The organism is Mycobacterium sp. SMC-4, assembly GCF_025263265.1.
Classification (GTDB): domain Bacteria; phylum Actinomycetota; class Actinomycetes; order Mycobacteriales; family Mycobacteriaceae; genus Mycobacterium.
In genome coordinates this window covers 2,601,019-2,614,489 of record NZ_CP079869.1, presented here as the reverse complement: position 1 = coordinate 2,614,489, position 13,471 = coordinate 2,601,019, and the positions used below count along the sequence as shown (strand labels likewise).

At 68.1% G+C, this 13,471-nt stretch carries 16 protein-coding genes; 2 read left to right on the top strand and 14 right to left on the bottom strand.

What is annotated here, in order from left to right; genetic code table 11:
* Window positions 1-38: 38 nt before the first annotated feature.
* Window positions 39-635 (bottom strand): TIGR02234 family membrane protein, encoded by a 597-nt coding sequence (locus KXD98_RS12680; protein WP_260764725.1) that lies wholly within the window; start codon window positions 633-635, stop codon window positions 39-41.
* Window positions 632-2,158 (bottom strand): anthranilate synthase component I, encoded by a 1,527-nt coding sequence (locus tag KXD98_RS12675; protein ID WP_260764724.1) that lies wholly within the window; start codon window positions 2,156-2,158, stop codon window positions 632-634. The genes KXD98_RS12680 and KXD98_RS12675 overlap by 4 nt, the downstream gene beginning before the upstream one ends.
* Before the next feature lie 32 nt (window positions 2,159-2,190).
* On the opposite strand from KXD98_RS12675, the gene KXD98_RS12670 reads away from it, so the two are divergent.
* Window positions 2,191-2,664 (top strand): peroxiredoxin, encoded by a 474-nt coding sequence (locus KXD98_RS12670; RefSeq protein WP_260764722.1) that lies wholly within the window; start codon window positions 2,191-2,193, stop codon window positions 2,662-2,664.
* 7 nt (window positions 2,665-2,671) lie between these two features.
* Here KXD98_RS12670 and hisI read toward each other — a convergent pair whose 3' ends face one another.
* The 8 genes from hisI to hisD are packed head-to-tail and all read right to left on the bottom strand — an operon-like array spanning window position 2,672 to window position 9,077.
* The gene (hisI, locus tag KXD98_RS12665; RefSeq protein WP_260764721.1) at window positions 2,672-3,019 is read right to left on the bottom strand and encodes a phosphoribosyl-AMP cyclohydrolase; all 348 of its coding nucleotides are present in this window, start codon (window positions 3,017-3,019) and stop codon (window positions 2,672-2,674) included.
* Window positions 3,016-3,801: an imidazole glycerol phosphate synthase subunit HisF gene (gene hisF / locus KXD98_RS12660; RefSeq protein WP_260764719.1), complete on the bottom strand. Its 786-nt coding sequence runs from the start codon at window positions 3,799-3,801 to the stop codon at window positions 3,016-3,018. The genes hisI and hisF overlap by 4 nt, the downstream gene beginning before the upstream one ends.
* On the bottom strand, window positions 3,798-4,613 hold the full coding sequence (locus KXD98_RS12655; RefSeq protein WP_260764716.1) for an inositol monophosphatase family protein: 816 nt from the start codon (window positions 4,611-4,613) through the stop codon (window positions 3,798-3,800). Before KXD98_RS12655 ends, hisF begins: the two co-directional genes overlap by 4 nt.
* Before the next feature lie 10 nt (window positions 4,614-4,623).
* Complete coding sequence (gene priA / locus KXD98_RS12650) at window positions 4,624-5,352, bottom strand: bifunctional 1-(5-phosphoribosyl)-5-((5-phosphoribosylamino)methylideneamino)imidazole-4-carboxamide isomerase/phosphoribosylanthranilate isomerase PriA (RefSeq protein WP_260765167.1); 729 nt, start codon at window positions 5,350-5,352, stop codon at window positions 4,624-4,626.
* Between the two features lie 35 nt (window positions 5,353-5,387).
* Window positions 5,388-6,008, bottom strand: coding sequence for an imidazole glycerol phosphate synthase subunit HisH (gene hisH, locus KXD98_RS12645; protein WP_260764712.1), 621 nt, complete (start codon window positions 6,006-6,008; stop codon window positions 5,388-5,390).
* Window positions 6,005-6,622, bottom strand: a complete 618-nt coding sequence (gene hisB, locus KXD98_RS12640) for an imidazoleglycerol-phosphate dehydratase HisB (protein ID WP_396883182.1) — start codon at window positions 6,620-6,622, stop codon at window positions 6,005-6,007. Before hisB ends, hisH begins: the two co-directional genes overlap by 4 nt.
* 23 nt (window positions 6,623-6,645) lie before the next feature.
* Window positions 6,646-7,752 (bottom strand): histidinol-phosphate transaminase, encoded by a 1,107-nt coding sequence (locus tag KXD98_RS12635; RefSeq protein WP_260764711.1) that lies wholly within the window; start codon window positions 7,750-7,752, stop codon window positions 6,646-6,648.
* Window positions 7,749-9,077: a histidinol dehydrogenase gene (hisD, locus tag KXD98_RS12630; protein WP_260765165.1), complete on the bottom strand. Its 1,329-nt coding sequence runs from the start codon at window positions 9,075-9,077 to the stop codon at window positions 7,749-7,751. Before hisD ends, KXD98_RS12635 begins: the two co-directional genes overlap by 4 nt.
* A gap of 63 nt (window positions 9,078-9,140) precedes the next feature.
* On the opposite strand from hisD, the gene KXD98_RS12625 reads away from it, so the two are divergent.
* Window positions 9,141-9,563, top strand: a complete 423-nt coding sequence (locus KXD98_RS12625) for a nitroreductase family deazaflavin-dependent oxidoreductase (protein ID WP_260764705.1) — start codon at window positions 9,141-9,143, stop codon at window positions 9,561-9,563.
* On the opposite strand, the gene KXD98_RS12620 is transcribed toward KXD98_RS12625, so the two are convergent.
* From KXD98_RS12620 to nadA, 4 genes are read right to left on the bottom strand one after another with little or no spacing between them, the layout of a single operon-like run.
* Entirely contained in the window at window positions 9,534-10,007 is a 474-nt protein-coding gene (locus KXD98_RS12620) for a hypothetical protein (RefSeq protein WP_260764704.1), read from the bottom strand. The two genes, KXD98_RS12625 and KXD98_RS12620, sit on opposite strands and share 30 nt — an antisense overlap.
* Window positions 10,008-10,010: 3 nt before the next feature.
* A complete protein-coding gene (gene nadC / locus KXD98_RS12615) occupies window positions 10,011-10,868 on the bottom strand; it encodes a carboxylating nicotinate-nucleotide diphosphorylase (protein ID WP_260764702.1) in 858 nt (285 codons plus the stop codon).
* Window positions 10,868-12,418 carry an L-aspartate oxidase gene (locus tag KXD98_RS12610; protein ID WP_260764701.1) on the bottom strand — a complete coding sequence of 517 codons (1,551 nt, stop codon included), beginning with the start codon at window positions 12,416-12,418 and terminating at the stop codon, window positions 10,868-10,870. The genes nadC and KXD98_RS12610 overlap by 1 nt, the downstream gene beginning before the upstream one ends.
* Window positions 12,415-13,446 (bottom strand): quinolinate synthase NadA, encoded by a 1,032-nt coding sequence (nadA, locus tag KXD98_RS12605; protein ID WP_260764699.1) that lies wholly within the window; start codon window positions 13,444-13,446, stop codon window positions 12,415-12,417. The genes KXD98_RS12610 and nadA overlap by 4 nt, the downstream gene beginning before the upstream one ends.
* Between the last annotated feature and the right edge of the window lie 25 nt (window positions 13,447-13,471).

The following is a 13,471-nucleotide window of genomic DNA, read 5'->3' as shown; positions in this document are numbered from 1 at the left end:
CGTTTGGTCTTTAACGAAGGGTAGCCGCCACCGCGCCATCACCGATCACCGCCCCTCAGGTCCGGGTCAGGTGTGTCGCGGGTCGGATCGGCCCCCTCGTCCAGCGCGTCCCAGATCGCGCGTTCCGACATCGACGAGGCCGGGCCGTCGACCGGCTCGGCGCGGCGCGCGTAGCGCGCAGTGTCGGTGCGCGGGGTGGCCGCGGCCCGCATCAACAGCACCGCGCCCAACAGCGACAAGACCGCGGCAACCAACGTCACCACCGCGCCCGCGTAGTGACGCTCGGTATCGAGCAGCTCCCAAACCGGCAGATCTGCCAGCCGGATCGCGCGGGGGGCGACATCCGGAATCACCCACAGCCCGATTGCCAGGTACCCCATGCCGGCGCTCGCCGCCGCCACCAGCACCGACAGGATGCGCAGTGGCCATCCCCGCACGGCCAGTGCAGCAGCCGCGGCCGCCAACACCAGCAACGCCAGCGGCAGCAGCGCCGTCGACCAGGTGGCCCCGCTGAGGTCGGTCGTCCTGGGCTGGCCGAGGCCGTCGAACGAGTCCACCTCGACCCACGTCAGCCGCGAGCCCACCCACAGTCCGGCGGCGGCCAGCACCAGCAGCAGTTGGGCGGCCCTGATCACGGCGCACTCAGCGTTTCGGCCGCAGCGATCGCACTCAACACGGCCCGGGCCTTGTTGGACGCCTCGGTGTACTCATAGGGACCGTTGGAGTCGGCGACCACGCCTCCCCCGGCCTGCACATAAGCGGTGCCGTTGCGCATCAGCGCGGTCCGGATCGCGATCGCAAAGTCGGCGTTGCCGGCGAAGTCCAGGTAGCCGAGCACACCGCCGTACAGTCCGCGTCGGGTCTTCTCGACCTCCTCGATGAGTTCCATGGCACGCACCTTGGGCGCCCCCGACAGCGTGCCGGCTGGAAAACACGCCGTCACCGCGTCCAGCGCGGTTCTCCCGTCGGCGAGCAGTCCGGTCACCGTCGACACCAGGTGCATGACGTGGCTGTACCGCTCGATGTGGCTGTAGTCCTCGACCCGCACGGTGCCGGGCCGACACACTCGGCCCAGATCGTTGCGACCGAGGTCGACCAGCATCAGGTGTTCGGCACGTTCCTTCTCGTCGGCCAGCAGCTCCTTTTCCAGCAGCAGGTCTTCCTCTTCGGTGTCGCCGCGCCAGCGCGTCCCCGCGATCGGATGCGTCGTGGCGCGCCCGTCCTTGACCGTCACCAGCGCCTCGGGGCTGGACCCGACGATGGAGAAGTCGATTCCGCCGGCGGAGTCGGGCACGTTGAGCAGATACATGTACGGGCTGGGATTGGACACCCGCAGCATCCGGTAGACGTCCAACGGGTCGGCATCGGTGTCCATCTCGAAACGCTGCGACGGCACCACCTGGAAGGCCTCGCCGGCCTCGATGTCGCCGACGAGTTTGTCGACGATTGCGGTGTACTCCTCCACGGTGCGCTGCGCGCGATGGATCGGCGCCGGCCGGCCGAACGTCGCGACCGTCGAGGGCAGCGGCTCGGCCAGTGCCGAGGTCATCACCTCTACCCGTGCCACTGCGTCGTCGTAGGCCCGGTCGACGTGCTCGTCGGTGCCGTTCCAGTTCACCGCGTTCGCGATCAGGGTGATGGTGCCTTCGTGGTGGTCGACCGCGGCGATGTCGGTGGCCAACAGCAACACCATGTCCGGCAGACCGAGATCGTCGACGGTAAGTTCCGGCAGACGCTCGAGGCGCCGGACGAAGTCATAGGCGAAATAGCCGACCAGACCCGAGGACAGCGGCGGTAGACCGGGCAGCGCCGCGGTCTCCAGCAGGGCCAGCGTGGCCCGCAGCGCCTCCAGCGGATCGCCCCCGGACGGGGCATCCTTGGGTATGGTGCCCAGCCAGCCTGCTTCGCCGTCGCGCACCGTCAGCGCCGAGGGCGCGCCGGCACCGATGAACGACCACCGCGACCATGACCGCCCGTTCTCTGCGGACTCCAGCAGGAATGTTCCAGGGCGATTGGCGGCCAGTTTGCGATACGCCGACAGCGGCGTCTCGCTGTCGGCGAGCACCTTGCGCGTCACCGGCACCACACGGTGCTCGGCGGCCAGGGCCCGGAAGTCCTCGCGCGTCGTGGTCGCGCTGAGGGTTGCGGTCGTCTGCACGCGGTGATTGTCCCAGAAGTACGGTTGAGAACATGAATCCCCTCAAACCGGGTGACAAGGTCGCCGAGTTCGAACTCCCCGATCAGACGGGCACGCCCCGGCGACTGACCGACCTGCTTGCCGCCGGCCCGATGGTGCTGTTCTTCTACCCGGCGGCGATGACGCCGGGTTGCACCAAGGAGGCCTGCCATTTCCGGGATCTGGCCGCCGAGTTCGCCGCGGTCGGCGCCACCACCGTGGGCATCAGCGCCGACCCCGTCGACAAACAGGCCAAGTTCGCTGACCAGCAAGGGTTCGGCTATCCCCTGCTCTCCGACAGCGACGGTGCGGTCGCCACCCAATTCGGCGTCAAGCGCGGACTACTGGGCAAGCTGGTGCCGGTGAAGCGCTCGACATTTGTGATCAGCACCGACGCCACAGTGCTCGAGGTGATCTCCAGCGAGTTCAGCATGGACGTGCACGCCGACAAGGCACTGGAAGTGCTGCGGCGCCACACAGCGGGCTGACCTGCCCTCAGGTTTCGGGGCCCAGCAGCTGGTCGGCGTCGAAGCAGGTGTGGGCTCCGGTGTGGCAGGCCGCACCGACCTGATCGACTTCGAGCAACACAGTGTCGCCGTCACAGTCCAGACGCACCGAATGCACATGCTGGGTGTGCCCCGACGTTGCACCCTTGATCCACTGCTCGCCCCGCGACCGCGAGAAATAGGTTGCCTCGCGGGTTTCCAGCGTTCGTGCCAGCGCGTCGTCGTCCATCCAGGCCACCATCAGCACCTGCCCGGTGGCGCGTTCCTGAACCACCGCGGTGAACAGGCCGTCGGCGTTGCGTTTCAATCGCTGCGCGATCGCCGGGTCCAACCTCACCGCACCGTGATCCCCTCAGCAGCCATCGCCGCCTTCACCTGGCCGATGGTCAGCTCACGGAAGTGAAAGACGCTGGCCGCCAACACCGCATCGGCACCGGCGTGCACCGCGGGCGCGAAGTGCTCCACCGCCCCTGCACCACCGCTGGCGATCACCGGCACCGAGACTGCGCCCCGCACGGCGCGCAGCATCGGCAAGTCGAAACCGGCTTTCGTCCCGTCGAAGTCCATCGAGTTGAGCAGGATCTCCCCCACCCCCAGTTCGGCACCACGGACTGCCCATTCGACCGCGTCGAGACCGGTGCCGCGCCGACCACCGTGGGTGGTGACCTCCCACCCAGACGTCGTGGGTGGCGAGCCCTGCGGCACCGTGCGCGCATCCACCGAAAGCACGATGCACTGGGAGCCGAACCGGCGCGACAACTCCGAGAGCAACTCCGGGCGCGCGATCGCGGCGGTGTTGACCGACACCTTGTCCGCACCGGCCCGCAGCAACACGTCCACATCACCGACCGAACGGACACCGCCACCGACGGTGAGCGGGATGAACACCTGATCGGCCGTGCGCTGGACCACCTCCAGCATCGTTGCGCGCCCCGACGACGACGCGGTCACGTCGAGGAACGTCAGCTCGTCGGCACCCTCGGCGTCGTAGGCGGCAGCCAGTTCCACGGGATCACCCGCGTCACGCAGGTTGGCGAAGTTCACGCCCTTGACGACTCGGCCGGCGTCGACGTCCAGACAGGGAATCACCCGGGTGGCAACGTCACTGGACGCAGTCACCGGTAATCCTCCGGAGCGCCCGCAGCACCGATGAGCTCAAGCATCCGCTCGTGCACCTCGGGCGCCGCTGCCAATGCTGACGACGACGTCGGCGTCCAGCGTTCACCGGCGAGGTCGGTGACACGACCTCCGGCCGCCCGCACCAGCGCCACCCCGGCTGCATGGTCCCACACGTGGTGGCCGAAACTGATTGCGCCGCCGAGTATTCCGGCCGAGACGTAGGCGAGATCGACACCGGTGGCACCGTGCATACGGATCCGTGAGCACTCCCGGCTCAGATTCGCCAATACTGCTGCCCGGTAACGTCCGGGAAACCGACCTCGGGATTCGATGTTGTATGTGCCGGTCGCGACGACCGAATCGGCAAGCGTGGCGGACACCAAACCGTCCAGGGGTTGCCCATTGCAGTGCACCGGCCCCTCGACAATCGCCGTGTACCGCTGGGAGGTGAACGGCAACCACGTCAACCCCAGAACCGGCTCGCCGTCGACGAGCAGTCCGAGCAGCATCGCCGCCGTCGGCAGACCTGCGGCGTAATTGAAGGTCCCGTCGATCGGGTCGAGCACCCACACCTGGTCGGCCTCGAGCGACTCGCCGCCGAACTCCTCGCCGTGGACACCGATTCCGGTGAGCCGCGTCAACTCGGCCGTGATGCGCTTTTCCAGCGCGAGATCGACGTCGGTGGCGAAGTCGTTTCCCTTTTTCGCCACCGCCGAGTCGGCGCGGTGACCGTTGACGAACTGCGAGGAGGCCGAGTCGAGGATTCCAGCCGCGGTGGCCAGCAGTTCGGTCAGCTGCTGCGAATCGAGCATCGGCTTCCCCTTACTGACTGACCGCGGCCAGCGCCTGCGGCAACGTGAACCGTTCGGCGTAGAGCGCTTTCCCGACGATGGCGCCTTCCACTCCGTGTCCGGTCAGGGTTGCGATCGCGCGCAGATCATCGAGGCTGGAGACCCCGCCGGAGGCGATGACCGGCGCGTCGGTGCGCTCACACACCTGCATCAAGAGCTCAAGATTGGGACCGTTCAAGGTGCCGTCTTTGGTGACGTCGGTCACCACGAAACGTGAACAGCCTTCGCGGTCAAGGCGTTCCAGCACGGTCCACAAGTCGCCGCCATCGGTTTCCCAGCCGCGGCCACGGAGCCGGTGCTGGCCATCGACGATCTTGACGTCGAGCCCGACGGCCACTGCGTCGCCGTGCTCGGCCACCACTTTGGCGCACCACTGCGGGTTCTCCAGTGCGGCGGTGCCCAGATTGACCCGTGCGCACCCGGTGGCCAGCGCCGCAGCCAGCGAGTCGTCGTCGCGGATGCCGCCGGACAGTTCCACCGCAACGTCGAGCTTGCCGACGACCTCGGCGAGCAGTTCGCGGTTGGAACCTCGACCGAACGCTGCATCCAGGTCGACCAGGTGAATCCACTCCGCGCCGTCGCGCTGCCAGGTCATCGCTGCATCGAGCGCCGATCCATAGGTGGTCTCGCTTCCGGCTTGGCCTTGCACCAGTCGCACGGCGCGGCCCTCGACCACATCCACAGCGGGCAGCAGAATCAACTTCGACGACGACGGGTTCGCGGAATCCACGCTGGTCAACTTAGCGCCCCGACCCAGTTCGACAGCAATTGAGCTCCAGCGTCCCCGCTTTTCTCCGGATGGAACTGGGTGGCCGACAGCGGCCCGTCCTCGACAGCGGCCAAAAACGGTACGTGATGGGTGGCCCAGGTCAGCGATGCGTCCGGGCTACCCTCCCACTGCTGGGCACCGTAGGAGTGCACGAAGTAGAACCTGGTGTCGGCAGACATTCCGGCGAACAGCACGCTGTCGGCGGGGGCGTCGACGACGTTCCAGCCCATGTGCGGTATCACCGGCGCGTCGATGCGCACCACCGATCCGGGCCACTGACGACACCCGGTGGTCTCGACACCGAACTCCACGCCGCGGGAGAACAAGATCTGCATACCGACACACACCCCGAGTACCGGGCGTCCCGCTGCCAGCCGATCGGCGATGATCTGCTCCCCGCCGATGGCACTCAGTCCCGACATACACGCTTCGAACGCGCCGACGCCCGGTACCACCAGACCGTCGGCGGCCATCGAGGCCGCTGGATCCGCGGTGACCTCCACCTCGGCACCGACCCGTTCGAGGGCGCGCTGAGCCGAGCGCAGATTGCCCGACCCGTAGTCGAGCACTACAAGTTTCTTTGTCACAGCGTGCCTTTGGTCGAGGGCACCCCACTGACCCGGTCGTCGTACTCGACGGCGTGTCGCAGCGCCCGGGCGAGCGCCTTGTACTGCGCCTCGGTGATGTGGTGCGGATCGCGACCGTAGAGCGTGCGCACGTGCAGCGCGATGCGAGCGTTGAAGGCCAGCGACTCGAACACATGGCGGTTCACCACGGTGTGATACGGCGCCGAGGAACCAGCGATGGTGAACTCGACCATGTACTCGGGCTCGCCGGTGTGCACGAAGTAGGGACGTCCGGACACATCCACGGCCGCGTGGGCAAGCGCCTCGTCCATCGGGATGAACGCATCGCCGAAGCGGCGGATGCCACGCTTGTCGCCCAGCGCCTGACCCAGCGCCTGACCCAACACGATGGCGGTGTCCTCGATCGTATGGTGACCCTCGATCTCAATATCGCCGGTGGCTTTGACGGTCAGATCGAAGCTGGCGTGGCTGCCCAACGAGGTGAGCATGTGATCGAAGAATGGCACGCCGGTGTCGACACTGACCTGCCCGGTCCCGTCGAGGTTGAGCTCGACGGCGATATCGGATTCCTTCGTCGTGCGCGTGATGGACGCACGACGGGCGATGCGGTCCACGCCGGGTGAACCAGATGATGTGGTCACGATTCTCCTATTCGTGCGCTGGCGGCCAGCAGCGCGTCGTTCTCGTCGGCCAGGCCGATCGTGGTTCGTAGGAATCCGGGGATCCCGACATCGCGGATGAGCACGCCGTGGTCGAGGTAGCGCTGCCACGTCGCGTGCGCGTCCGGGAACTCACCGAACAGCAGGAAGTTGGCATCGCTGGGTACCACCCGGAAACCCAGATCCTGCAACTCTCGGGATACTCGCTCGCGCTCGGCGATCAGCGTGGCCACACTGCCCAGGGTGTCCGCGGCGTGCCGCAGCGCAGCCCGAGCCGCAGCCTGGGTGAGCGACGACAAGTGGTAGGGCAGCCGCACCAGCAGCATCGCCTCGATCACCGCGGGCGTGGCGACCAGGTAGCCCAGCCGACCCCCGGCGAAGGCGAACGCCTTGCTCATCGTGCGCGTGACGACCAGTTTGGTCGGATACTCCTCGATCAGCCCGATGGCGCTGGGCTGCGAGGAGAACTCACCATAAGCCTCGTCGACGATCAGCATGCCACCGGACTGCGCGGACAGCGCGTCCAAGAGCTGCCGCAGCTGGTCGGCGGTGACGCTCTGACCCGACGGATTGTTCGGGCTGGCGAGGAAAACGACGTCGGGGCTGTGCTCCTTGATGGCACGGGCCGCCACCGCGGGGTCGAGGCTGAAATCGTCGGCGCGGTGGGCGGTCAGCCACCTGGTCTGGGTGGCGTCGGCGATGATCGGGTGCATCGAATACGACGGTACGAAGCCGATCGCACGCCGGCCGGGACCACCGAACGCCTGCAGCAACTGCTGCAGGATCTCGTTGGATCCATTTGCCGCCCAGACGTTGTCGATACCCACCGGGCAGCCGGTCTGCCTGGTCAGGTAGTCGGCGAGGTCGGTGCGCAGCGCGACCGCATCCCGGTCGGGATAGCGGTGCAGCTCAGCCGCGGCGTCGCGCACCGAGGCAGCGACGTCCTCGATGAGCGCCTGGGTCGGCGGATGCGGGTTCTCGTTGGTGTTCAACCGCACTGGGACCGAAAGCTGCGGTGCGCCATAAGGTGATTTGCCGCGCAGGTCCGCGCGCAGCGGCAGATCCGCCAACGCCACCGCGGTCATCGCTCGAACCTTCGGCGCACCGCTTCACCGTGACTGGGCAGGTCCTCGGCCTGGGCCAGGGTGATGACGTGGCCGGACACGTCCTTCAGCGCGGCCTCGGTGTAGTCCACGACGTGGATTCCGCGTAGGAACGTCTGCACCGACAGTCCGCTGGAATGCCGCGCGCACCCTGCGGTGGGCAGCACATGGTTGGACCCGGCGCAGTAGTCGCCCAGGCTCACCGGTGCGTACGGACCGACGAATATCGCTCCGGCAGAACGGATCCGGCCGGCCACCGCGGCAGCATCGACGGTCTGGATCTCCAAGTGTTCGGCGGCGTAGGCGTTGACGGTGCGGATACCGGCCTCGATGTCGTCGACCAGCACGATCGCCGACTGCTGACCGGTCAGCGCCGCGGTCACCCTCCGGCGATGCACCGTGGTTTCCAGCTGCACGGCCAGCTCACGGCCGGTCGCATCGGCCAGCTCGGCACTGTCGGTCACCAAGACGCTGGCGGCCATCTCGTCGTGTTCGGCCTGGCTGATCATGTCGGCGACGACGTGCACCGGATCGGCAGTGTGGTCGGCCAGGATCGCGATCTCGGTGGGGCCGGCCTCGGCGTCGATGCCGACCGTTGAACGGCAGATCCGCTTGGCGGCGGTGACGTAGATGTTGCCCGGACCGGTGATCATGTCCACCGGCGTCAGCTCGCCCCCCGTGGTGTCGGTGCCGCCGTATGCCAGCAGCGCGACCGCCTGAGCACCGCCGACCGCCCACACCTCATCGACACCCAGCAACGCGGCAGCGGCCAGGATCGTCGGGTGCGGCAGGCCATGGAACCGCCCCTGCACAGACGCCTGTGGCGGGCTGGCGATCACCAGGGAATCCACCCCGGCGATCTGCGCGGGGACCACGTTCATCACCACACTCGACGGGTAGACGGCGTTACCGCCGGGCACGTACAGCCCGACGCGCTCGACGGGCACCCACCGCTCGGTCACGGTGGCACCCGGGGCCAGCGTGGTGGTGGTGTCCGTGCGGCGCTGGTCGGCGTGCACGGCACGGGCCCGCTCGATCGCCACCTCGAGCGCGACGCGGACATCGGCGTCAAGCTCGGCCAGCGCCGACGCGAGGTGTTCGGTGGGGACTCGGACCTGGTCGGGCCGCACACCGTCGAAGGACGCGCCGTATTCGAGGGCGGCGTCAGCCCCGCGTTCGGCGACCGCATCGACGATGGGCCGGACCTTGGGGACGACGGTGTCGACGTCGACACCGCCGCGCGGGAGTGCCCCGCGCAGGCGAGCCGCCGACAGCGTCGTGCCGCGCAGATCGATGCGCCGCAGCAGCCCTGGCGATACATTCACGCTGACCATTGTCCCAGAGCTGCACAAATCCGTATCGGAGGCGTCATGTCCGGTCAGACCAGCAGAAACAACCATCCCAACAACGCACCCGGCGTGCCGATGATCTTCCCGCCGTGGTTCGAGCGCCTGCAGATCAAGTACATCAACCCACTGCTACGTCCGTTGTCCAAGCGCATGCCCGGGCTCGGGGTGATCCACCATCGCGGTCGCACGTCGGGCAAGCAGTACGAGACGATCGTCACCCCCTACCGCAAGGGCGCCGTGCTGGCGATCGGCTTGGCGCACGGCAAGACCAACTGGGTCAAGAACGTGCTGGCCGCCGGAGAAGCCGACATCGAGATCGGACGCACGAGGTTGCATCTGGTCCGGCCCCGGGTTCTGCCGGCCGGCACTACCGACGAGTCGTTGCCGCGGACCGCGCAGATGCTGGTCAAACGCTCAGGGGTGTTCGTCGCCGACATCGCCTGACGCGCAGCGCGCGCTCAGGGTGGCGCTGGCCGCCTCGGCATCGGCCAGGCGGGCCGCTTGCACCGGATCGGAGTTGGACACCCCCGCGGTGGCTGCCGCCCCGATGTCCATCAGTTGGTTGGCGAACCGGCGTATCTCGTCGGCCAGGTCGGCGGGGGTGGCCGGTTCCAGCCGAGCCAACAGGTACTGCCCGCCGTCGAGCAGCGCGACCCGCGCATTGGCCGCGGCGGCCAGCGCTCCGGCGACGTCGGTGGAACCGCCCGGAGGCTCGGTGTTGGTGTTGGTCGCCACGGCAGTGCGAACCATCTCGAAGGCCTGGCACACCGCTGCCACGGCATCGGTGCGCTGAGCCTCGGTGTAGTCCGGCTCCGAGTCGAGGGTGCGCAGCAGCGCGAACACGGCAACGCCGAGAGCCAGCACCGCCACCGCAAGGGCTGATCGCATGTTCTACAGATCCAACCCCAGATCCAGCACCTGCACCGAGTGGGTCAGCGCGCCGACGGCCAGGTAGTCCACTCCGGTGCCCGCGTAGTCGGCGGCGTTCGCCAACGCCAGGCCACCGGAGGATTCCAGCTTGGTGTGCGGGCTGGCCGCGGCCCGGCGCTGCACCGCGATCTGGGTCTGCCACACCGGGAAGTTGTCCAGCAGCACGAGTTCGACGCCTTCTGCGAGCACCTCGTCGAGTTGCTCGAGGGAGTCGACCTCGACTTCGCAGGGCAGATCAGGCGCCGCCGCACGGACTTCGCGCAGTGCGGCGACCACCGACCCGGCCGCGGCGACGTGATTGTCTTTGATCAACGCCGCGTCCCCGAGGCCCATCCGGTGGTTGATGCCGCCACCCACCCGGACCGCATACTTCTGCAGCACTCGCAGCCCGGGCAGCGTTTTTCGGGTATCGCGAATCTGGGCGGATGTCCCGGCGACGGCCTCAACCCACGCCGCGGTGGTCGTCGCGACGCCCGAGAGGTGGCACACCAGGTTCAACAGCGTCCGTTCGGCGGTCAGCAGACCCTGTGTGGGGGCCTGGACGGTCAGCGCGGCGTCTCCGGCGGCCAGGCGGGTGCCGTCGGGCGCGCAGTAGACCACGCGGTAACCGTCATCGCCGAGCACCGCGTCGAGCACCATCAACGCCAGCTCCGAACCGGCCAGCACACCGGATTCGCGGGCCACCACCGACGCCGACGTGGTGGCGTCTGCGGCCACGGTGGCCTGCGTGGTCACATCGGGTCCGTAGCGAAGGTCCTCCGCCAGTGCACGGGTGATCACGTCGCGCGCGTCGGTGCGCTCACCGTCGGTGAATTTCATCAGCACCCCGCCGGGGACAGGCCGGCTACGCGTCCGGTACTGAACGCCTGGGCTGGGTCGCAATCGGGAAAGTCCGAGCGGTGATGGCATCCGCGGGTTTCGGTGCGGGCCAGGGCCGCTGCTGTCACCGCGGCAGCCACTGCGGTCAAAGCTGCATCCTCGACGTCGCGGCGTGACCGCAGGACCCGCGACGCGGCCTGGTCAACCCGGTTGGTCACCTCGCGCAGGCGGGCACCGTCACGTACCACCGAAGCATGGCGGGTCATCGCTGATTGGAGTTCGAGCCGGGGTAGCACGGGCCGCACCGGGGTCTTCGGGGTCAGCACCCGAACAGGGGCGGCGGCGTCGGCGTGGCGGACTGCCGCGCGACCTGCCCGGCCACCGACCACGAGACCCTCGAGCAGGCTGTTGGAGGCCAAACGGTTCGCACCATGCATCCCGGTGCGGGCCACCTCACCGGCAGCGAACAACCCCGGTAATGCGGTTCTACCGTCGAGATCGGTGACGATTCCGCCGCAGCTGTAATGGGCACCCGGCACCACTGGGATCGGCTGACGGGTCGGGTCGACACCGGCGGCCAGGCAGGCCGCGGTGACAGTCGGGAACCGCGACGGCAGGCCGTCGACGGCGCGCGCATCCAGATACACACACGCCTCGCCGGTGGCGGCCAGACGCGCTTCGATGGCCGCGGCGACCACATCGCGCGGCGCCAGGTCGCCCATCGGATGCACTCCGGCCGTCACCGAAAAACCTTGCCGGTCAATCAGTGTCGCACCTTCTCCGCGCAACGCCTCGGTGATCAGCGGTCGGCGCCCACCGGCGTCGGCGGTGTAGAGCATGGTCGGGTGAAACTGGATGAACTCGATGTCGCTGACGGGCAGGCCGGCCCACAGTGCAAGCGCCACACCGTCGCCGGTGGATCCGTCGGGGTTGGTGGTGGCCTGATACAAGTGCCCCAGTCCTCCGGTGGCCAGAATCACGGCCGGAGAGTGAATCACGCCCAGACCGTCATCGCTGCGCACCAGCACACCGGCCACGGCGCCGTCATCGACAAGCACCTCGACGGCGAGGTGGTTTCGGCGCACGTCCAGGGTTGCCGCGGCGTGGTTGAGCGCCCGTTGCACCTCGGCCCCGGTGGCATCACCCCCGGCGTGGATGATTCGCCGGCGCGAGTGGCCGCCCTCCCTGGTCAGCGCCCAGTGCCCGGTGGGTGATTCGTCGAAAGCCGCTCCCATGCCGACGAGTTCACCAACGGCCTGGTGACCGTCGGCGACGATCGAACGCACTGCTTCTGGATCGCACAGGCCGGCCCCGGCCGCTACCGTGTCGGCGACGTGAGCCTCGACCGAATCGTCATTGTCGGGAAGGACGACCGCGATGCCGCCCTGGGCGTAGAACGTGGCTGTCTGCTCGGCTTTGCTGAGCAGCACGACGCGACGACCCTGCCGGTGTGCGGCCAGCGCCGCAGCCAATCCCGCCACCCCGGTGCCGACCACGACGACGTCGGCGCGCTGGCGCCAGATTCCCGCGCCACCGCAGGTTGGGTTCATTCCCCGCCGCCGGGCTGTCCGATCTCGATCATCCGCGTCACGCTGGCACGCGCCGCGCGCGCGGTCTCGGGATCGACGTGCACTTCATCAGCACCCTCCATCAGGCAGCGCAGCATGGCCGCCGGGGTGATCATCTTCATGTACCGGCAGGATGCCCGATCGTTCACGGCCTGAAAGTCGACATCCGGTGCGGCGCGCCGCAACTGGTGCAACATGCCCACCTCGGTGGCAACCAGGACCTGGCGGGCACCGGTCTGACGAGCGGCGTCGAGCATTCCGCCGGTCGAAAGGATCTTGACGCGGTCCTCGGGGAAGGACCCTTCACCGGCCAGATAGAGGGCCGAGGTCGCGCAGCCGCATTCAGGATGGACGAACAGTTCGGCCTCCGGGTGGGTGCGCGCCTGCTCGGCAAGTTCGTCACCGTTGATACCGGCGTGCACGTGGCACTCACCGGCCCAGATGTGCAGATTCTTGCGGCCGGTCATCCGGCGCACGTGTGCACCGAGGAACTGGTCCGGGCAGAACAGCACCTCACGGTCGGCAGGTATCGAGTCCACCACCTCCACGGCGTTCGACGAGGTGCAGCAGATGTCGGTCTCGGCTTTCACCGCAGCAGTGGTGTTGACATAGGAGACCACCACCGCTCCGGGATGGTCGGCCTTCCACGCGCGCAATTCGTCGGCGGTGATCGAGTCGGCCAGCGAGCATCCAGCCCGCTGATCCGGGATCAGCACGGTCTTGTCGGGCGAGAGGATCTTGGCGGTCTCGGCCATGAAGTGCACCCCCGCGAAGACGATGGTGTCCTCTGGGGCCTCGGCGGCGATGCGCGACAACGCCAGCGAGTCGCCGACATGGTCGGCGACGTCCTGGATGGCGGGCAGCTGGTAGTTGTGCGCCAGCAGGGTCGCCCTGCGCAGCGCGAGCAGGCGACGCACTTCGGTGGCCCACGCCTGATCCGCGTCGACACCGGAGAACCCGTCCGGACCGTCCACGATCCGATCGGAGAGATCAGTAGCAGTGACCGTCATCGCTGCCTCCTTCCCAAGGCCGAGG